Annotated in this window: 19 protein-coding genes; 15 read left to right on the top strand and 4 right to left on the bottom strand. The window is 43.5% G+C overall.

The window, feature by feature from the left end; translation table 11 throughout:
* Window positions 1-2,709 (top strand): TonB-dependent receptor, encoded by a 2,709-nt coding sequence (locus NQ542_RS07955; protein WP_005635391.1) that lies wholly within the window; start codon window positions 1-3, stop codon window positions 2,707-2,709.
* A gap of 17 nt (window positions 2,710-2,726) precedes the next feature.
* The gene (locus NQ542_RS07950) at window positions 2,727-3,734 is read left to right on the top strand and encodes a DUF4249 domain-containing protein (protein WP_005635390.1); all 1,008 of its coding nucleotides are present in this window, start codon (window positions 2,727-2,729) and stop codon (window positions 3,732-3,734) included.
* A gap of 237 nt (window positions 3,735-3,971) precedes the next feature.
* On the opposite strand, the gene NQ542_RS07945 is transcribed toward NQ542_RS07950, so the two are convergent.
* On the bottom strand, window positions 3,972-4,550 hold the full coding sequence (locus tag NQ542_RS07945) for an HdeD family acid-resistance protein (RefSeq protein ID WP_005635389.1): 579 nt from the start codon (window positions 4,548-4,550) through the stop codon (window positions 3,972-3,974).
* Between the two features lie 198 nt (window positions 4,551-4,748).
* On the opposite strand from NQ542_RS07945, the gene rfbA reads away from it, so the two are divergent.
* From rfbA to NQ542_RS07895, 10 genes are all read left to right on the top strand, one after another.
* Complete coding sequence (rfbA, locus tag NQ542_RS07940) at window positions 4,749-5,633, top strand: glucose-1-phosphate thymidylyltransferase RfbA (RefSeq protein WP_005635387.1); 885 nt, start codon at window positions 4,749-4,751, stop codon at window positions 5,631-5,633.
* Window positions 5,626-6,696 carry a GDP-L-fucose synthase family protein gene (locus tag NQ542_RS07935; RefSeq protein ID WP_005635386.1) on the top strand — a complete coding sequence of 357 codons (1,071 nt, stop codon included), beginning with the start codon at window positions 5,626-5,628 and terminating at the stop codon, window positions 6,694-6,696. Before rfbA ends, NQ542_RS07935 begins: the two co-directional genes overlap by 8 nt.
* Window positions 6,697-6,754: 58 nt before the next feature.
* Complete coding sequence (gmd, locus tag NQ542_RS07930; RefSeq protein WP_005635384.1) at window positions 6,755-7,906, top strand: GDP-mannose 4,6-dehydratase; 1,152 nt, start codon at window positions 6,755-6,757, stop codon at window positions 7,904-7,906.
* Window positions 7,907-8,016: 110 nt separating this feature from the next.
* Window positions 8,017-9,165 (top strand): OmpA family protein, encoded by a 1,149-nt coding sequence (locus NQ542_RS07925; RefSeq protein WP_005648654.1) that lies wholly within the window; start codon window positions 8,017-8,019, stop codon window positions 9,163-9,165.
* Window positions 9,166-9,261: 96 nt separating this feature from the next.
* Window positions 9,262-10,659, top strand: coding sequence for an undecaprenyl-phosphate glucose phosphotransferase (locus tag NQ542_RS07920; RefSeq protein WP_005635382.1), 1,398 nt, complete (start codon window positions 9,262-9,264; stop codon window positions 10,657-10,659).
* Window positions 10,660-10,727: 68 nt separating this feature from the next.
* Window positions 10,728-11,150, top strand: coding sequence for a Holliday junction resolvase RuvX (gene ruvX / locus NQ542_RS07915; protein ID WP_005635380.1), 423 nt, complete (start codon window positions 10,728-10,730; stop codon window positions 11,148-11,150).
* Between the two features lie 5 nt (window positions 11,151-11,155).
* Window positions 11,156-11,713, top strand: coding sequence for a peptide deformylase (def, locus tag NQ542_RS07910; protein ID WP_005635379.1), 558 nt, complete (start codon window positions 11,156-11,158; stop codon window positions 11,711-11,713).
* Between the two features lie 24 nt (window positions 11,714-11,737).
* Window positions 11,738-13,285 (top strand): acyl-CoA carboxylase subunit beta, encoded by a 1,548-nt coding sequence (locus NQ542_RS07905; RefSeq protein WP_005635378.1) that lies wholly within the window; start codon window positions 11,738-11,740, stop codon window positions 13,283-13,285.
* Between the two features lie 24 nt (window positions 13,286-13,309).
* Window positions 13,310-13,642 carry an acyl-CoA carboxylase biotin carboxyl carrier protein subunit gene (locus NQ542_RS07900; RefSeq protein WP_005635376.1) on the top strand — a complete coding sequence of 111 codons (333 nt, stop codon included), beginning with the start codon at window positions 13,310-13,312 and terminating at the stop codon, window positions 13,640-13,642.
* Window positions 13,643-13,779: 137 nt separating this feature from the next.
* On the top strand, window positions 13,780-15,903 hold the full coding sequence (locus tag NQ542_RS07895) for a tetratricopeptide repeat protein (protein WP_005635371.1): 2,124 nt from the start codon (window positions 13,780-13,782) through the stop codon (window positions 15,901-15,903).
* A gap of 72 nt (window positions 15,904-15,975) precedes the next feature.
* Here the strand turns inward: NQ542_RS07895 and NQ542_RS07890 are convergent, their stop codons facing one another.
* Complete coding sequence (locus NQ542_RS07890; RefSeq protein ID WP_005635367.1) at window positions 15,976-16,260, bottom strand: hypothetical protein; 285 nt, start codon at window positions 16,258-16,260, stop codon at window positions 15,976-15,978.
* A gap of 246 nt (window positions 16,261-16,506) precedes the next feature.
* Here NQ542_RS07890 and NQ542_RS07885 point away from each other — a divergent pair, with 246 nt between their 5' ends.
* From NQ542_RS07885 to NQ542_RS07875, 3 genes are all read left to right on the top strand, one after another.
* Window positions 16,507-16,809: a hypothetical protein gene (locus tag NQ542_RS07885; RefSeq protein WP_005635364.1), complete on the top strand. Its 303-nt coding sequence runs from the start codon at window positions 16,507-16,509 to the stop codon at window positions 16,807-16,809.
* A 294-nt stretch (window positions 16,810-17,103) separates the two neighbouring features.
* Window positions 17,104-17,325, top strand: a complete 222-nt coding sequence (locus NQ542_RS07880) for a hypothetical protein (protein ID WP_005635358.1) — start codon at window positions 17,104-17,106, stop codon at window positions 17,323-17,325.
* A gap of 638 nt (window positions 17,326-17,963) precedes the next feature.
* On the top strand, window positions 17,964-18,389 hold the full coding sequence (locus NQ542_RS07875; protein WP_005635354.1) for a glycosyltransferase family 32 protein: 426 nt from the start codon (window positions 17,964-17,966) through the stop codon (window positions 18,387-18,389).
* A 129-nt stretch (window positions 18,390-18,518) separates the two neighbouring features.
* On the opposite strand, the gene tnpB is transcribed toward NQ542_RS07875, so the two are convergent.
* Both tnpB and NQ542_RS07865 read right to left on the bottom strand, forming a co-directional pair.
* Window positions 18,519-18,920: an IS66 family insertion sequence element accessory protein TnpB gene (gene tnpB, locus NQ542_RS07870; protein ID WP_005635348.1), complete on the bottom strand. Its 402-nt coding sequence runs from the start codon at window positions 18,918-18,920 to the stop codon at window positions 18,519-18,521.
* Window positions 18,921-19,244: a hypothetical protein gene (locus NQ542_RS07865; RefSeq protein WP_005635345.1), complete on the bottom strand. Its 324-nt coding sequence runs from the start codon at window positions 19,242-19,244 to the stop codon at window positions 18,921-18,923.
* Between the last annotated feature and the right edge of the window lie 62 nt (window positions 19,245-19,306).

The following is a 19,306-nucleotide window of genomic DNA, read 5'->3' as shown; positions in this document are numbered from 1 at the left end:
ATGAATTATTACCTATATTGTCTCCGCCGGTTCGCCCGGCTTATTCTTCTATTATGGATAGTTTTCAGAATTGCGCCGCTCGCTGCACAAGACCGGGCGGCGCGTCTGGACTTCCAGGTCCGGAAGGCAACACTGGACACTTTTGTCCGCCAGTTAGAGGACTCCACCGGCTTCTCGTTTATCTATGGTGAAAAGGTACAGCTGCGGCAGCCTGTTACCCTTGATGTCCGTCAGAAGACCATCGAGGAAATCCTGCAATATGCATTTGGTCAGGAAGCGATAACGTTTAAAATCTCCGGCACACACATCTTGTTAGGAGAGCGTCCTGTTTCCCGTAAATATACGGTCAGCGGATATATTACCGATTCCATATCGTCAGAAACGCTGATTGGTGCAAATATTTTGGAATCCAGCTGTCATACCGGGACTTCAACAAATCCTTTCGGGTTTTACAGCTTGACCTTGCCGGAAGGAGAGACCGGACTTTTCTTTTCGTATTTAGGATATGAGACCAAGCATTGCCGTTTTCTGTTAAGTCGGGATACTGTAATGAACATCCGTTTGCAGACCAATAACCAGTTGTCGGAAATCATCGTTCTTTCCGACAAAAAAGAGACAGGCATTCGGGCAACGGGTATGGGTACGTTAGACATCCCGATGACGCAGATCAAGAATACTCCGGCCATCTTAGGAGAGGCCGATATCCTCAAAACGATCCAGTTGATGCCAGGTGTACAGGCTGGAACGGAAGGTTTCAGCGGGTTGTATGTACGGGGTGGTGGACCGGATCAGAACTTGATCCTTCTGGATGGTATCCCCATCTATAATGCCGACCATATGTTGGGCGTGTTTTCCATCTTCACTCCGGAAGCCATGAAAAAGGTTACGCTTTTCAAAGGTTCATTTCCAGCCCGTTATGGCGGCCGTCTGTCTTCTATCGTGGATATCCGGACAAACGACGGCGATATGCAGAATTATCACGGTACGGTCAGCATTGGCCTGTTGACCAGTAAGCTACACTTCGAAGGTCCGATCTTGAAAGATAAAACATCCTTTTGTCTGACCGGCCGTCGCACCTATCTTGACCTGGTAGCAAGGCCATTCCTTCCGGAGGACAAAAAATACAATTACTATTTCTATGATATCAATACCAAGGTGAACCATAAATTTTCCGATCGCAGTCGTCTGTTTCTCAGTTTCTACAAAGGAAAAGACCATTACGACTACAAACAGGATAAGGAATATGACGGCTATTCGAATAACTATGGGGCGAGTATGTACTTCTACAACAGTCAGATCGATTTCAACTGGGGGAACACAATTGCCGCCGGACGGTGGAATTATGTCTTCAACAGTAAATTATTCAGCAATACGACCGTGGCATACAACCACTATCAGATGAGCATGGCGGACGCTTATCGGAAAGACATCATCGAGACGGATAAAAACGGCAATCTGATAACGGATAAAAACGAATCGTATGTCTATAATTCCGATTACCGTTCCGGTATACACGATTGGAGTTTTCATACGGACTTCGATTATATGCCCGTCCCTGACCATCATGTCAAGTTCGGTGTTTCTTATCTGTATCATACCTTCCGACCGGAGGTGACGACCTCGCGTGTGAAAGAAGCTGCAGACGGGCAGACGGCACAGGATACCGTCTACAACGATTCCTCGAACAGCTATTTGCACGGGCACGAGTTTTCGTTTTATACCGAAGACAATGCCGATATCGGCGACCGTCTGAGCTTGAATGCCGGCATTCATCTCTCCTTGTTTTCCACACAAGGGAAAGGCTATCTGTCGGCACAGCCTCGTCTTTCTGCGCGTTATCGCTTTCATGACGGTTTTGCGGCAAAGGCTTCTTTTACACAAATGGAACAGTATGTGCACCTGCTGTCATCCTCGCCGATTTCGTTGCCGATCGATTTATGGGTTCCGGTTACTAAAAACATCCGTCCGATGCGCTCCTACCAGTATGCTGTCGGTGGTTATTATACCGGTGTGGAAGGATGGGAGTTCTCTCTAGAAAGCTATTATAAAGATATGCATAATGTATTGGAATACCAGGATGGCGCTACCTTTTTCGGATCATCCGGCGGATGGCAGGAGAAGGTGGAGATGGGACGTGGCCGCTCTTTCGGCTTGGAGATTTTAGCCCAGAAGACGATCGGTAAAACGACAGGATGGTTGGGGTATACGATCGCCAAGAGTGATCGCCAGTTCAAGGACGGGACGGTCAACAACGGCGAACGTTTTCCTTATAAATACGATCGCCGCCACAACATCAACCTCTGTGTAAACCATACTTTCAGCAAGAAAACGGATATAGGGATCACTTGGATTTTTAATACGGGCGGAACGGCTACGGTTGCTGAACAGCGTACAGGGACGGCATCTGGTAACTTGATTGATTACATTTCCCATCGAAACAATTACCGCCTTCCTGTCAGCCACCGGTTGAATCTGAGCATCAATTTCCATAAAAAATTGCGCCACGGCATGCAGACTTGGAATATTTCGGTCTATAACGCCTATAATGCCATGACTCCGAATCTTATCTATAAAGAAGAAGAATATATCGGAGTAGAGCATATTAAGCCGGATGGTAGCCATGAGACGGCCTGGAAGCGGAAAACGAAGCTGATAAAGCAAACGCTTCTGCCTTGTGTTCCATCGATTACCTATACATACCGGTTTTAATAAAGAGGAGTAGAATTATGAAAAAGAATTTATTTATATTATTCATACTGGTTTCTATGCTGTTCCCGGGTTGTGAGAATGAGCTTCCATATATGAACAAGCCGCAGGTCCCACAGCTTCTGATGAATGCTTTTCTTGAAGCCGGAAAGGAAGAAAACGGAGTGTCTCTGCGTATGATCGATACCGATAAACAGCAAGCGGATTGTGTTTCCAATGGTTCCATTGTAGTATATGTCAACGGGCAAAAGACCGAGACGGCAGAGGTGGAGAAGGTCTATGGTTCTTTCGATGATTCTAATTGCACGTTGAAAACATCTTTTCGTCCTGGTGACCGTATCCGCTTTGAAGCGACAGCCGAAGACGGGCAATACCAGGCTGGTTGCGAGGTGGAAATCCCTTTTCCGATCGAGGAAACTATCCGTGTAGATACGCTCCGTACGCAATTGAGGGGTGGTTCCAGTATGATGGATTGTATGCGATACAAGATAACGATACATGACCGTCCGAACGAGAAAAATTATTACCGTCTTATTATCGAAGAAAATACATACAGGATTTCTTCGGAAACAGGTATCAAATACGGTCCCTTTTCCTCTTATCCCGAAATTATCAACCAGGAGGATATTGTGTTGACCGATGGGCATCTTACGACTGCCGATGATGACAAATTCGGCATTTTGGATTGGACTATTCGTAATCTTAGCAATGTTTTCACGGATGGCCGTTTTGAAAATGGTTCGTATACCCTTAAGATCTACACCTCTGTCCCGTATATTAGCGAATCAAATAGAAAAGATCATTTTTACTTGGATGTTACGGTTCGCTTATTGAGCATATCACAACCTTATTATCGTTATTTGCGTGCGATGAACTGTCTGAATTCGGAAGATTATAACGAAACCTTTATGGAACCGGTCATCGTTCCTCAAAACGTATCGGGTGGCTTAGGTTTTGTCGGGGCCTCCTCTGAGCAGCAGGTTACCTTGCGTATGGTCGACCGGCCGCCGTTGTCGTATCCAAAGTGAACTGCCGGAAGGACTGTGCTGAGTGTAAGGCCGTATTCATTAAGCGGAAGATGGTCAGCGAATAATCATAAAGCTACAACGAGAAAAGATTTTCGTCTTATGAGGGGCTTTTTCTCATAAGGATGACAATCTTTTCTCGTCGTAATGATAATCTTTTCTCATACGGATGAGAATATATTCTCTCCCCGGTGAGGAAGTATTCTCATGGATTGGAAACTGCTGAGAAAAGCATACGATTTATTCGTTGTATTCTTTGTTCCGTTTGTGCAAGCTCTTCAGTTCGAAGGAAAGCATAACCCGGAAGATGCCGATGATCAGCAAAGTGTACGCGATCATATAGACAAGGGATAACGCTCCAAGACCTGGTTGCCAGATAATGCCGATACTGCAAAGGATTGCCAGTACGCCGAAAGCCATATACCAGCCCCAGTTGCGTGTCCCGTAGCGTTTCAGGTCCATAGCGTAGCCGGTTGAAGCGAAACCGCGGAACATCAGCCAGAAAGCGACGATGAAAGGCAGCACTGCCATGCTCAGGCCGATATTGGCCATCAGGTAGATACCTAAGATTAGGTCGATGATACCGCTTGCCAGATACCAGCCCCAACTGGAAATATTCTTTCTATTGGTGACGGCAAAAAGAATTTCCAACGTGCCGCTGACAAACATGGATACACTAAACAAAACACTCAGTGCGACATAGCTTGCCAGCGGTGTGAACATCAGGCAGATTGCGATGAGGATATAAAGCAGGCCCAACAGCAGGGAAACCCACCAGTTTTTTACTCCGAAGTTGATTGTGTCAATAAAAGTCTTCATAATAAATTCGTTTTTTAATTATTTTGAAATCTACTTTGTAACAAACCTTTGGAAAGAAAAGTTTCACCGAGCCGGTAAAGTGAATTATTTTTAATACATTTGCCATCCGTTATATTTATTAAGAATTTGTGATTTTGGATGTATGATTTATCATTGATGCATGATTCCGGAATCATAAATCGTAAATCATAGAAGATTATGAAAGGTATTGTTTTAGCAGGAGGGTCCGGTACGCGTTTGTATCCGATAACCAAAGGGGTTTCAAAACAGTTATTGCCTATTTATGATAAACCGATGATCTATTATCCGGTGTCTGTGTTGATGCTGGCAGGAATACGTGAAATATTGGTGATTTCCACACCGCAGGATCTTCCCGGTTTTCGTCGTCTGTTAGGGGATGGTTCCGATTATGGTGTCCGTTTCGAGTATGCCGAACAACCTTCACCGGACGGATTGGCACAAGCTTTTTTAATTGGGGAGGAGTTTATTGGAAATGATTCCGTTTGTCTGGTCTTGGGCGACAATATCTTTTACGGACAGAGTTTCACCGCAATGTTAAAAAGGGCCGTAGCTAATGTGGAAAACGAACAAAAAGCGACCGTCTTCGGTTACTACGTCAATGATCCGGAGCGCTATGGCGTGGCCGAATTCGATGAGGCAGGAAATGTGTTGAGCATTGAAGAAAAACCAGCATGCCCGAAATCGAATTATGCAGTTGTCGGCCTTTATTTCTATCCGAACAAAGTGGTGGAAGTTGCCAAGCAGATTAAACCTTCCGCCCGCGGAGAATTGGAGATTACGACTGTCAACCAGGAATTCCTGAAGGATGGGAATTTGAAAGTTCAGCTCTTGGGGCGCGGTTTTGCATGGCTTGACACCGGTACGCACGATTCTCTTTCCGAAGCCTCCACCTTCGTTGAGGTGATAGAGAAACGACAAGGGTTGAAAATAGCTTGCTTGGAAGAAGTTGCTTATCGGAATGGTTGGATCGATGCAGAACGGTTGAGGCAAGTTGCCGCTCCGATGTTGAAGAACCAGTATGGACAATATCTGCTGAATTTGATAAAAAGAGAGAATGAATAAGGATAGTAAAATATTTGTAGCAGGCCATCGGGGACTGGTCGGTTCTGCTATTCTGAAGAATCTGAAGGCAAAAGGTTACACGAACTTTGTCCTGCGTACGCATGCGGAATTGGATTTGACCGATCAGCAGGCCGTTCATGATTTCTTTGCCGCAGAGAAGCCGGAATATGTGTTCCTGGCAGCAGCCCATGTCGGAGGGATTGTGGCAAACAGCCGCTACCGGGCTGACTTTATTTACGAGAATCTTATGATTCAGAACAATGTGATTCATGCTTCTTATCTGAATAACGTAAAGAAACTTCTGTTTTTGGGAAGTACTTGTATTTATCCGGGAAATGCTCCGCAACCGATGCCGGAGGATTGCTTGCTCACTTCGCCTCTCGAATATACGAATGAACCTTATGCGATAGCTAAGATAGCCGGGATCAAGATGTGTGAGAGTTATAACTTGCAATACGGAACTAACTATATCGCAGTAATGCCGACCAACCTGTATGGCCCGAATGATAATTTTAACCTGGAGACTTCGCATGTGCTGCCTGCCATGATTCGCAAAGTACATTTGGGTAAATGTCTTTCCGAAGGAGATTGGGAGGCTGTCCGGAAAGATCTGAATGCGCGTTCGGTTGAAAATATATCCGGCGGTACTTCTGAATCCGAAATATTGGATATTCTTGCCAAGTACGGTATTTATCCTGGTAAAGTGGAGTTGTGGGGAACAGGCAAACCGCTTCGTGAGTTTCTTTGGAGCGAGGAGATGGCAGATGCTTCCGTCTATGTGATGGAGAAGGTCGATTTTGCCGATCTCCGTCCTGCTACCGGCGATATCCGAAATACGCATATTAATATAGGTACTGGAAAAGAACTTTCTATTTGTGAAGTGGCTTCCCTAATCCGAGAAAAGGTAGGGTTTACAGGTGAGATCGTATTTGATTCGTCTAAACCGGACGGGACGATGCGCAAACTGACGGATGTCACGAAGTTGCATGCTTTGGGCTGGCATCATACGATTGAGATAGACGAAGGGGTTGAACGCCTTTATAGTTGGTACTTGGAGAATTAAGAATTGAAAATTAAAAAATTAAAAATAGGGAGGTTGTTGCGTCTTCCGTTTAACAACGATGAGTAAAGTTGCTTTAATAACAGGAATAACAGGCCAAGATGGGGCTTATCTGGCCGAATATCTGATCAAGAAAGGATATATAGTGCATGGTATCAAACGCCGGTCGTCCATGTTTAACACGGATCGTATCGACCATCTTTATCAGGACCCGCATGTGGAAAATCGTAACTTGATCCTACATTATGGTGACCTGACCGACAGTTTGAACCTGACTCGCATTATCGGTGAGATCCAGCCGGATGAAATTTATAATCTGGCGGCTATGAGTCATGTGAAAGTGAGTTTTGATACACCCGAATATACGGCTAATACCGATGGTCTGGGAGTTTTGCGTATCTTAGAAGCAGTTCGTCTGCTGAATTTGATCCCCAAGACGCGCATTTATCAAGCTTCTACATCCGAACTTTATGGTCTGGTGCAGGAAGTTCCGCAGAAAGAAACGACTCCTTTTTATCCGAGAAGTCCGTATGCCGTAGCCAAACTTTACGGTTATTGGATAACGGTGAACTATCGTGAAGCTTATAAAATGCATGCGTCGAACGGTATTTTGTTCAACCATGAATCTCCTCTGAGAGGAGAAACCTTCGTGACTCGTAAGGTGACGCGGGCTGTCTCCCGTATTGCTTTAGGCATGCAGAAAAAAGTTTATATGGGGAATCTTTCTTCCAAACGTGATTGGGGACATGCAAAAGATTATGTCCGCGCAATGTATGCAATCCTCCAGCAGGATGAACCGTCCGATTATGTCATTGCGACGGGGATTACGACAACTATTCGTGATTTCTTGAGGATGGCGTTCGCCGAGATAGGCGTGGAAATTATTTTCAAAGGTGAGAATGTTAATGAGGTGGCTGTCTTAAACTATATTGACGAAAAAGTGTTTATTGAAAGAGTCGGTGAGGTTTATCTCGATAATTTCAAGAAACGGATTGGAGATGAAGTTGTAGGTGTTGATCCTCAGTATTTCCGTCCGACTGAAGTCGATTTATTGATCGGCGATGCGACGAAGGCGCGTACCCGTTTGGGATGGGAACCAAAGTACGATTTGGCCTCTTTGATAGAGGATATGATGTTGAATGATATAAAATTGATGAAGAAAGAATCGTATCTAAAAGAAGGTGGCTATGAAGTATTGAATTATTTTGAGTAGAATCGAACTTTTATTGTTTTTATTTGTTATAATTAGAAAAAGAGTTAATTTTGCAATATGTTTGAGCAAGATTATAGGTAATTGATTGTTTAATTAAAATGTTGATGAATATGAAGACTAAAGTATTACTTTTAGCTTTGTTATCAGGTTTTGTTTTCTCTGTGTCTGCACAGGAATTTAAACCGCAGGTTGGATTTAGTAACGAAGCGGGTTATAAGACAAACTTCAAAAAGAACAAAGCAGGCGACAACTGGTTTATCTCTATTGCTGGTGGCGCGAGTGTTTTATTTGGTGATCAGAACAGTGAAGCCGATTTTAAGAATCGTTTGAATTTTGCTCCTCAGTTCTCTGTCGGTAAATGGTTTAATCCGTATTTAGCCCTGCGTCTCCAGTTGAATGGTGGTGTGTTGCATGGTTTTGAAAACACAGGTGCTACATTTATGCAGCACAATAAATATGCAGCTGCTCATGCTGATTTGTTGTGGGATGTGACTAATTTCTGGGCTCCTTACAACGAAAAGAAAGTGTTTCGTTTGATTCCTTGGGTAGGTCTTGGTTACGCACAGCGTTTCAAAAACTCCGATGATAACAGAGGTATTGCAAGAACAGAATCTCCAACGGTGAATTTCGGTATCCTGACTGCGTTCCGTTTGAGCAAACGTGTAGATTTGAACGTAGAAGTTCAGGGTTCATTGTTGAACGAACAGTTTAACCGTGTTTCTATGTACCACCTGACTGACGGTATCGGACAGTTGAGCGCTGGTTTGACATTCAAACTGGGTAAAACTGATTTCGAAGTGTTGGAGCCGATGGATTATGCATTGTTGAACGACCTGAATGGTCAGATCAACGCTTTGCGTGCTGAAAACGACGAATTGAGTAAACGTCCGGTTTCTTGTCCTGAATGTGAAGAAGTTGTAACTAACGTTGTTAACAACTATGTAGATAATGTGGTATACTTCCGTATCAATAGCGCTAAGATCGACAAGAACCAGCAGGTTAGCATCTTCAATACTGCACAGTTTATGAAAGAAAACAATGTGCCTATCAAGGTTATCGGCTATGCTGATAAGAAAACAGGTACAGGTTCTTACAATATGCAGCTTTCCGAAAAACGTGCAAGAGCCGTTGCCAAGGAACTTATTGATAAATACGGTATCTCTTCTAGCCAGATCACAATCGAATGGAAGGGTTCTGACGTTCAACCGTACAATGAAAACAATTGGAACCGCGTTGTTATCATGTCTGCAAATAATTAATTTTTAATTATATCCCGAAAGGCTGTACATAATCGTGTGCAGCCTTTTTTTTGCTCGGAAATAATGCTTATTTTTGCATGATTTTAGCGCGTTGTTATGGAGTCAAATAAAAAATATGGTTATCTTATTCAATGGCTGATAGGCATCGGAGATCTGATCGTTCTGAATATTCTCTTTTTTATTGTCTATTATGGATTGAATAGTATTCATACGTTAGCTATTACTGGAAGCTTGCGAGAAGTGGTGCTTTTGTTGAATTTTTGTTATTTCTTTTCCCTTTATTTTGTTCCTTTGCGGTTGCATCTGTCCATTGTCTTTATCGATAAAATTGTGCAAAGAGCATTCTTTTTGGTTACGATTATGTTCTTTTTATTTGCCACTTGTCTGATTTTTTTGAATGTTGGAGATGTGTTGGCAACTTTCTTATTGGTTTATTACGCTGTTACGCTTGTAGTATTTTCTTTGTGGCGTGTTATTGTGCGTGTAACATTGAAAATGTATCGTCGGAAAGGGTATAATTTTAAAAAGATCGTAATTGTTGGAGCAGGAAAAAATGGGATGGAATTATATAAGGTAATGAAGGATGATTTGTCGTATGGTTTCAATATCTTGGGATTCTTTGATGATAATCAGTCCTTGAAATCGGTTTTGCCGAATTACTTGGGAATGACGAATGAGGTAGAGAATTTTGTGCTGGCAAATGATGTGGATGAAATCTACTGTACTTTACCGGGTACGAATGATGAGAAGATTGTGCGTTTGTTGAATTTTGCGGAGAAGCACATGATCCGTTTTTATATTGTGCCGGAATTTTATCGAAATTTGAAGAAGAGTCTTGTGATGGATGTTTTGGAGTCCATCCCTTTGATGACCGTTCGCCGCGAGCCTTTACAGGCAGCTTACAATCGAGCATTGAAACGTGCGTTTGATATTCTTTTTTCAACTGTAATTCTGGTAACTATATTCCCGATATTATATATTGTGGTTGGTATCATGATCAAGCTGAGTTCTCCGGGACCGATCTTATTTAAGCAAAAGAGAACGGGACTGTATGGACAGGATTTCAGGTGTTATAAGTTTCGCACGATGAAGGTTAATGCGCAGGCTGATTCCTTGCAGGCTGTGAAGGACGACCCGCGTAAAACAAAGGTCGGAGATTTTCTTCGGCGGACTAATTTGGATGAATTTCCCCAGTTTATTAATGTGTTGAGGGGGGAAATGTCAGTTGTAGGACCGCGTCCCCATATGCTGAAACATACAGAGCAATACTCTGCGTTGATTGACAAGTATATGGTTCGCCACTTGGTTAAACCGGGGGTGACAGGTTGGGCACAGGTAACAGGCTACAGAGGAGAAACGAAAACGTTGGAACAAATGGAAGGACGTGTGAAGCGAGATGTCTGGTATATCGAGAATTGGTCTTTCTTCTTGGATCTTAAGATTATAGTTGTAACGGTTATCAATATGTTCAAGGGAGAAAAGAATGCATACTAAGTATTAAATTGCACACTTTTTGTATATATGTGTAATTGGAAACTGAATTTATGTTATCTTTGTGCCCGATGGGAAGGATTATAGCAATTGATTATGGCCGGAAACGTACCGGTCTGGCGGTCACAGATACCTTGCAGATGATTGCAAACGGACTGACAACTGTGCCGAGCGGTGAACTTACAAGGTTTCTGGCTGATTATGTTTCGCGCGAACCCGTTGAACGGTTTGTAGTCGGGCTTCCAAAGCAGATGAACAACGAACTTTCTGAAAATATGAGATACGTGGAAGCCTTTGTAACACATTTGAAGCGGACCATTCCGGATATTCCGGTAGAGTATTACGATGAACGATTTACTTCCGTTTTGGCACATAAGGCAATGCTGGACGGAGGATTGAAGAAAAAGAAAAGGCAAGATAAAGGATTGGTAGACGAGATCAGTGCGGTTATTATCTTGCAGTCATATTTGGAAAATAAGAAATATCAGTTATAAAAGTTATGATTTTACCAGTATATTTATATGGACAGCCCGTGCTGAGAAAAGAGGCTGAAGAGGTTCCGATGGACTATCCGGATCTGAAACAATTGGTAGCCAATATGTTCGAAACGATGTACAATGCCGATGGTGTGGGGCTGGCCGCTCCGCAGGTCGGTTTGTCATTGCGTCTTTTGGTAATTGACGCTGACGTGATGGGAGATGATTTTCCTGAATGCAAAGGCTTCAAGCGTGCGATGATCAATCCTGTTTTCCTTGAAAAAAGTGAAGAAGAGGTTTCGATGGAGGAAGGTTGTCTGAGCCTGCCGGGAGTGCATGAGAAAGTAGCCCGTTCAGCAAAAGTACGTGTGAAATATCTGGATGAAGACTTGAAGGAACATGAAGAAACGGTGGAGGGGTTTGCTGCACGTGTTGTGCAGCATGAGTGTGAACACTTGGAAGGCCATGTATTCATAGATAATATTTCAGGAATCCGCCGTCAGTTGAATAAAAGCAAACTAAATAGTATTATTAAAGGTACAGCCCGTTGCTCCTATAAAGCAAAAGCGGTTGGTAAGTAATAAGAACTCTATTAACTAATCAGTATGACAGATTTAAGTAAAAACATTCAGGCCCTCAGGGAAAAGAAAGCCGTCGTTGAGATGGGTGGAGGTGAAGCTGCTATCGAAAAGCAGATCGCGATGGGTAAACTGACTGCCCGTGATCGTATTCTATCCTTGTTGGACAAGAATTCTTTCCATGAATATGACTTGTTCGTGAAGCACGATGGTCGTGATTTCGGCATGGATAAGAAAGATTTACCAGGTGATGGTGTTGTTACAGGTACAGGTACGATCTTCGGTGCTCCGGTTTGTATCTATGCACAAGACTTTACGGTTGCCGGTGGTTCACTGGGCTTGCAGCATGCACGTAAGATCACGAAGATCATGGATCATGCTCTGAAAATGAAATGTCCGATTATTGGTATCAACGACTCAGGTGGTGCACGTATCCAAGAAGGTGTAGGTGCATTGGCGGGTTATGGTGAAATATTCTATCGCAATACAATTGCTTCCGGTGTTATTCCTCAGATTTCGTTGATCCTGGGACCTTGTGCCGGTGGAGCCGTATATTCTCCGGCTTTAACGGACTTCGTATTTGTAGTAGAGAATATCTCCAAGATGTTTATTACAGGTCCGAATGTGATCAAGACCGTGTTGGGCGAAGATATTTCTATGGAAGATCTGGGTGGTGCACGTGTCCATGCGGAAACAACTGGTAATGCTCATTTCTACGCACAGAGCGAGCAGGAGTGTTTCGAGCAAGTTAAACGTCTGGTTAGTTTTATCCCCTGGAATAACCAGGAACGTGCTAAAGTGGTAGAGTCGAAGGAACCCGCTGCGGTAATGAACATTGAAGATGTGGTTCCGGCAGATCCGAAACAGCCGTACGATGTTCGTAACGTTATCAAATGTATCGTGGATGATTCCGACTTCTTGGAAGTACAGGAGTTGTGGGCAGCCAACATTGTGATCGGTTTTGGCCGCATGGGTGGTGAAACTGTCGGTTTCGTTGCTAATCAGCCGATGGTGTTGGCAGGTGTATTGGATTGCGACAGTGCCGATAAAGCTGCACGTTTTATCCGTTTCTGCGATTCTTTCAATATTCCTATTATCACGTTGGAAGATATGCCGGGCTATTTGCCGGGCGTCGACCAGGAACATGCCGGTGTGATCCGCCATGGTGCGAAGGTATTGTATGCTTATTCCGAAGCGACGGTTCCCAAGATTACGGTTATCCTGCGTAAGGCTTATGGTGGCGGTTATATCGCCATGAACTCTCGTCACTTAGGGGCGGACTTTATGTTTGCATGGCCGAGTGCAGAAATTGCGGTGATGGGACCGGAAGGTGCGGCCAACATTATTTTCCGCAAGGAGATCATGGAAGCCGAAGACCAGAATGCAATGCGCCAGGAAAAGGTGAAGGAATATATCGAGAAGTTTGCAAATCCTTATGTGGCTGCGTCCAAAGGGTTCATCGATTCTGTTATCGAGCCGAAAGAAACACGTTCATTGTTGCTTCACGCGCTTAAACTTTCTGTATTGAAAGAAGAATACAGACCGGCTAAGAAGCACGGATTGCCTCCGTTCTAATTAACGCCGTAAAAACTTTTGAATATGGAAAAGAAAGAGAAAGATAACGAATATGTGGATTTTGTAGTAACGGCCCGCAAATACAAGACGACGCTGACTGCAAAATATAAGAACCGTAAAATGTGGCATAAGCCCTTTGTCGGTGATGTGATTTCTCATCTTCCTGGAACGATCGTTAAAGTGGAAGTACAGCAAGGGCAGGAAGTCGAAGCCGGCCAGTTGCTTTTGATCCACCAGGCGATGAAGATGTACAACCGGGTGGTCGCTCCCGTTGCCGGAACGATTGTCGAGCTGGGTGTAACGGAAGGAGATAAGATCCCAAAAGACCATTTGATGGTTAAGATTCAGCCGAAGTAAATAGCTGAAATAAGTAAATATAGAAAGCTTTCACACTGTTTTACAGTCTGTGAAAGCTTTTTTTATAGATTGGTTTTAATGGCTAAGATTATTTACTTACTTTTGCGACCGATCAATGTTGAATATTTTTATAATAGATGAAGAAAGCGATTCTTTTATTTATATTCCAGCTGTGTTCGTTAGCCATGTTTGCACAAATCAATACGGATCGTGTGTTGACTATCGGGCGCAACGCCTTGTATTTTGAGGACTATGTTCTTTCGATACAATATTTCAATCAGGTTATCAAATCAAAACCTTGGTTGGCCGAACCATATTTCTACCGTGCTGTGGCAAAAATCAATTTGGATGATTATAAAGGAGCTGAAGAAGACTGTACGCTTTGTCTTGAACGGAACCCTTTCCTGGTACAGGCATATTACGCACGTGGTATTGCCCGTCAGAGTCAGGAGAAATTTGACGAAGCAATAGAAGACTACAGGAAAGGTTTGGAGTTTAAGGCGGAAGACCGCCAGATGTTGGTGAATGTGGCAGTAGCCAATATTCAGAAAAAAGATTTTAAGGAGGCCGAAAAGGTGTTTGATGAACTGATGACGGCCCATCCCAAATATTCTATGAACTATTTGACGCGTGGTGCGATGTACACCGAGAAAGGCGATACGGTCAAAGCACTTGCCGACTATGATAAGGCGATCAGTATGGACCCCTACTATGCTCCCGCTTATGGTAACCGGGCGATCCTGCATTACCAGATGAACAATATGAAAGACGCGCTTGCCGATCTGAACGAGGCCATTCGTCTGAATACCCGTGAGAGCGGTTATTACATCAATAGAGGTCTGGTCCGGTATCAGTTAAAGGATTTGCGTGGTGCTATGGCTGATTATGATCAGGTGGTCAGCATGGACAGCCACAACCTGATTGCCCGCTTCAACCGAGGATTGCTTCGGGCACAGATCGGGGATAACAACCGGGCTATCGAAGATTTCGATGTTGTGATCGAGATTGAACCGGACAACTATATGGCTTATTATAACCGGGCGTTGTTGCGTTACGAGACGGGAGATTATCAAGGTTCCGTACATGACTTCGATGTCGTGTTGCGGCAGTATCCGAATTTTGTGGCCGGTTATTACAGCCGTGCGGAAGTGAAGCGGAAAATGCATGATGAGGTCGGTGCCGACCGTGACTACTGGACTGCCTATAATATGGAGCAAAAAAAGAAGAACGGGAATGCTTTGGGAAATGCGGTCGCTTCCCAAAATGGCAACAATATCGGTACGCAATTGGCCGATCCGGCATCAAAGGATGAAAATACGCGTGAACAGTCGGATAAGAATATCGATAAGTTCAACCGTCTTGTCGTGTATGATGAAGAAGAGGTACGTAAGACGAAGTATAACAGCGAAATTCGTGGACGCGTGCAGGACCGCAATGTGCGTGTGGATCTGGAACCGATGTTTGTCCTGACTTATTACGAAAAAGTCGATCCGGTAAAGAAGTTGGTTTATTATGATAAGATGGTGGAAGCTTACAATTCCCGTCTGGTACTGGAACGTAAGCTGCGTATCACAAACGAAGAAGCCGCCCTTACGGAAGACCAGGTTGCCGTACATTTTGCATCTATCGATAATTTTTCGGCCCGTATAGTGAAGAATCCGAACGATGTGGATGCCTATTTCGGACGGGCTTTGGATTTTATGCTTGTACAGGACTTTACCGAAGCGATTAAGGATTATACAAAGGTGATCGAATTGGATCCGGATTTTGCTATGGCTTATTTTAACCGGGCTGTCGTCCGGTATAAACAGCTTGACTATAATATGTCGCAGGCTGCCAGCTCGCAAGACGATTTTTCTGCTATGAGCATGAACCTTAAGATGGGTAAGAATCCGACGGTTGTTCGTACTCCGGCAACATCTGATCCGGCTTCCGCATCCTTGAAAGACAATAAGCGAGCTTACGAGCATGAAATGATTACGAGGGATTATGACATGGTGATCAAATTGAATCCGGGCTTCGTATATGCTTATTTCAATCGTGGAAACCTGCGTTGTGCGCAACGCGATTTTCGTGCTGCCATCCAGGATTACAGCGAGGCGATCCAGCGTGATCCGGAATTTGCCGAGGCTTATTTCAACCGTGGATTAGCACGCCTTTCGCAAGGAGATGCCAACCGGGGAATCGCCGATTTGAGCAAGGCCGGAGAGTTGGGTATCATCAATGCTTATAGTATTATCAAGCGTATGACAAGCAATTGATCCCCCCTTATTGTAAAAAACATCTTGAAAATGACTTGAACCTCATCCGCCAAATGTTCTTCGAACAGTTGTTTACGGATCGAAAATAATGCCTTTGGGAGGCCATTCCCGTGAGGTGCGCGGTTTTTCCTCCCAACGACCGTCTTCATCGCCACGAAGTCCGACTTCGTATAGAGTGAATCCGACAGCCCGGAGCGATGAAGACGGTCGTCGTGGAAATAAGGGTTCGATTTCCTTGAAAAGACCCTTCGAATCCGGGTAATATTCCTTTACCCTCCCTTTGTTTTCCCAAATATTCAACTCACTGGCAGTTCCGGTTTTTCGAAGTGTAAGGAATATGGAAGATAAGATAACCAAATGTCATGCAATTTCTACCTCTCCGGCGGACTGTTCGCTGGTATGTTAGGAAAAGCACTGTTTAGGTGGAAGAAAGGTCGGCTGAAATTGTGTTTGTTTTCTCTCGAAATAGGAAAAACAGGGGTTATTGTAAAAATCTTGATAAATAAAACCGCTTGTTGTCACTAATATGTATTATTGTCAACAAAAAACAGAGGAATAAGAGAGGCTATTCGTAATATTGCATTTAGAACACACGCTATAATAATGAATAGAAACATATACGTTATATTTTTCTCGTTAGCCTTCTGTCTGATTGCTTGCCGGCAGTATCCCCATATCCAACCCCTTTTGCAGGAGGCGGAAACCTTAATGGGGAGCCGGCCGGACAGTTCTTTAATCCTTTTAGAGGCCATCCCGTCCCCAGAAAAACTCTCAGAGGAAGACTATGCCACCTGGTGTCTGCTGATGACGCAGGCGCGGGATAAAAATTATGTGGAACATACGTCGGATTCGGTGATCGGGGTGGCGGTACGGTATTTTGAGAAACAGGGTCCGAAGGACAGATAAGTTTATTTTCCTTTTTTCTTTATTCTATGTATTTCTATTTTTAGGTGTTAATACTCTGACGAATGGATTAGATTTTCTGTTTACTATACCATTTAATTTTTTAGGTGTATATGTGTCTTATCTCCTTGTTTTAAAACAGTTGGATGTGAAAAATAAATTGGCAGATAAAATATGTGTAGCTTTTAGTTCAAAAAATGGATGTAATGCAGCATTGGAATCTTCTGTATCTAAATTGTTTGGGATTCTTCTCTGATCCAGGCTACCTTCTACTATCGCTTTTACCTGTTCCGTGCCTTGAAAAAGGTCGGTTTGGCCGATCGGTATGCGGAGATAGAAGGAAAGAGCCCTCACCCGGCAGGGCTTATCGAAGTCAGTTTGAAGAAAAACGGCAAAGGACTTTCCGGCCATATCGTTTTACCGGCTTTGCGGAGCGGAACGTTTGTCTGGGGCGAGCAGCAGTTGAATCTTGTTGGCGGCAGGAACACGATCGCTCATCTTTTTCCGTTGGCAAATTAGCATATCTTTAAATAGCGGACCTACGATTGACAATTTGTTAGAGTTGCCACTCGTAGGTTCTCTTACATCCGTACGTTTATCCTGATCGTTTGTCCCGATTGTCTGGATAGTTTTCCAAAACCATTCAGATCATTTGAAAAATCATTTAGATGATCCTGGGAAGACGGTACGGAATCGTGCTGTTTTTAAGCCTAAAATAAGGAAAGCAAGCAAAGCGTACGTTAGGAAAATGGCTCTAAGTTTGTATCAAAAATAGACAATATCCCCTCCTGAAATAGAGCCATTTTGTAAATCTGTGATTAGTAGGCATATATGGAATATGTTGTTTGTTAAAAAATATTACACCCTTGTGTGTAATTTGAATTATATGGGGTATAAAATCAAATTAGATGCGGTGGTAGTTTCGATTTGAACCAATGGCTTTTTCGGAAATTTTGACAATAAGTAAGATCTTGTTTGTGTATGTCTATTGTATAGCATAAGATTTTGTGTTACAGATTGTAAAAGAAATCATATATTTGAATCTAACTATAATAACAAAAATTGAGGCGTAGAATGGTTTTTGCGTAGTTTAGTGCTATTATAGTGTCGGGTATAAATTAGATAAAATATGCAGATACCAAAGATTATACACCTAAGTGTGGGAAGGAAAGGATGGTCCACAACCGGATCTTTTGTCGGATTTGTCTCAAACATGGAAAGAGCAACATCCGGATTGGACGTACATTTTCTGGAATGGCGAGAAGATCGATGCCTTTATGGCTGGACATGCCGAATATAGGGATGTATATAATTCTTATCCGTATGCAGTTCAGCGTTGGGATATGATTCGTTATTTGATTCTATATGAATATGGAGGTATTTATGCTGATTTGGATTATGAATGTATAGATGCGCTGGATAGTTTGTTGGAAAATGAATTTTGTTGTTTGGCCTCCGATCCGGAAGAACATGCCCGTATTTTTGATAAAGCCCATATTGTAACGAATGCTTTTATAGCTATTGAAGCCGGGCTGCGGTATATGGGATTGGAACTTATATCCGGCAAATGGTATCATGCTTAACCAGTATGGATAATGTTTCTTTGCATCTCGTCCAACTCAATTCGGATGTTGAAAAAGTTACTTTCTCTCAACAGGAAGGTTATGAAGAAATCCAATGACATACAAAAGTGAACGGAGTAAAAAAAGGTACTATTTTCGAAGCTTTTGCAGGTTTTCAAGTCTCGTGCGTCGCGAATCGCAGGCTTCCATGATACCCTCCACAATCATGACAAGTTCCCGCCATTCTATATTTGCACAGACCTCATTATCGCTGGCAGAATCAGACTTGCCTAAAGTGCCGGCTTCCAGAAGTTTGGAATACTGCACCATGCCGCCTGGCTCCCAATGCAGGAGTTTTATACGGTCACGGTTTATGAAGATATACACGTTGCCGTTGCAGGGGTCCTGCCCCATGGCGTCGGTGATGATACCGCTGAGGGTATGGAAGCTTTTGCGCATATCAGTCGGGCGGTTATACAACAGATAGCACATACTGTCATTAAGGCTGAACATGGTTGCAGGCCCGGATGATTGAAAACAGTTCCTTTTCATTTAGCTCACCGCAATGCGTATGGCACTACCGGCCGGTGTACGTATTTCCATCTCTTTCAATCCGCTTGGCGTAGCCGGTGTATTTTTCTGTTTCCGTCCGGTTGTACCGGCAAATGAAGGAACCGGAACAAAAGATCCGCTGTGTGGAAGCTCGATAAACTCACCTTGAGCCGTTTTACCCGATGATTGCTCGGCGGCATAACGGGATTTGCTGTCGTAAAACCGCCATACAGGGATGTTGAGTTCCTCTAATCTTGACTTATAAGTCACTTTGTGCTCTTTGCAGTAGTTCATTATCTCTACTACTTCTTCTCGTGTCATCATAACTTTGCTTTTTGGACGTAAAGTTAATAACGGAAGTTTGAGGAAAAAATACGTGGTTTACC

The sequence above is a fragment of the Parabacteroides merdae ATCC 43184 genome (assembly GCF_025151215.1).
Classification (GTDB): domain Bacteria; phylum Bacteroidota; class Bacteroidia; order Bacteroidales; family Tannerellaceae; genus Parabacteroides; species Parabacteroides merdae.
Note: the sequence above shows the minus strand (reverse complement) of the source record. Positions and strands in the feature narration are given on the sequence as shown.

What these genes read in the sequence shown, in the direction of transcription:
- NQ542_RS07955 (WP_005635391.1), top strand. Translation starts at nt 1, where the DNA reads ATGAATTATTACCTATATTGTCTCCGCCGGTTCGCCCGGCTTATTCTT.
- NQ542_RS07950 (WP_005635390.1), top strand. Translation starts at nt 2,727, where the DNA reads ATGAAAAAGAATTTATTTATATTATTCATACTGGTTTCTATGCTGTTC.
- NQ542_RS07945 (WP_005635389.1), bottom strand. Translation starts at nt 4,550, where the DNA reads ATGAAGACTTTTATTGACACAATCAACTTCGGAGTAAAAAACTGGTGG.
- rfbA (WP_005635387.1), top strand. Translation starts at nt 4,749, where the DNA reads ATGAAAGGTATTGTTTTAGCAGGAGGGTCCGGTACGCGTTTGTATCCG.
- NQ542_RS07935 (WP_005635386.1), top strand. Translation starts at nt 5,626, where the DNA reads ATGAATAAGGATAGTAAAATATTTGTAGCAGGCCATCGGGGACTGGTC.
- gmd (WP_005635384.1), top strand. Translation starts at nt 6,755, where the DNA reads ATGAGTAAAGTTGCTTTAATAACAGGAATAACAGGCCAAGATGGGGCT.
- NQ542_RS07925 (WP_005648654.1), top strand. Translation starts at nt 8,017, where the DNA reads ATGAAGACTAAAGTATTACTTTTAGCTTTGTTATCAGGTTTTGTTTTC.
- NQ542_RS07920 (WP_005635382.1), top strand. Translation starts at nt 9,262, where the DNA reads ATGGAGTCAAATAAAAAATATGGTTATCTTATTCAATGGCTGATAGGC.
- ruvX (WP_005635380.1), top strand. Translation starts at nt 10,728, where the DNA reads ATGGGAAGGATTATAGCAATTGATTATGGCCGGAAACGTACCGGTCTG.
- def (WP_005635379.1), top strand. Translation starts at nt 11,156, where the DNA reads ATGATTTTACCAGTATATTTATATGGACAGCCCGTGCTGAGAAAAGAG.
- NQ542_RS07905 (WP_005635378.1), top strand. Translation starts at nt 11,738, where the DNA reads ATGACAGATTTAAGTAAAAACATTCAGGCCCTCAGGGAAAAGAAAGCC.
- NQ542_RS07900 (WP_005635376.1), top strand. Translation starts at nt 13,310, where the DNA reads ATGGAAAAGAAAGAGAAAGATAACGAATATGTGGATTTTGTAGTAACG.
- NQ542_RS07895 (WP_005635371.1), top strand. Translation starts at nt 13,780, where the DNA reads ATGAAGAAAGCGATTCTTTTATTTATATTCCAGCTGTGTTCGTTAGCC.
- NQ542_RS07885 (WP_005635364.1), top strand. Translation starts at nt 16,507, where the DNA reads ATGAATAGAAACATATACGTTATATTTTTCTCGTTAGCCTTCTGTCTG.
- tnpB (WP_005635348.1), bottom strand. Translation starts at nt 18,920, where the DNA reads ATGAAAAGGAACTGTTTTCAATCATCCGGGCCTGCAACCATGTTCAGC.
- NQ542_RS07865 (WP_005635345.1), bottom strand. Translation starts at nt 19,244, where the DNA reads ATGATGACACGAGAAGAAGTAGTAGAGATAATGAACTACTGCAAAGAG.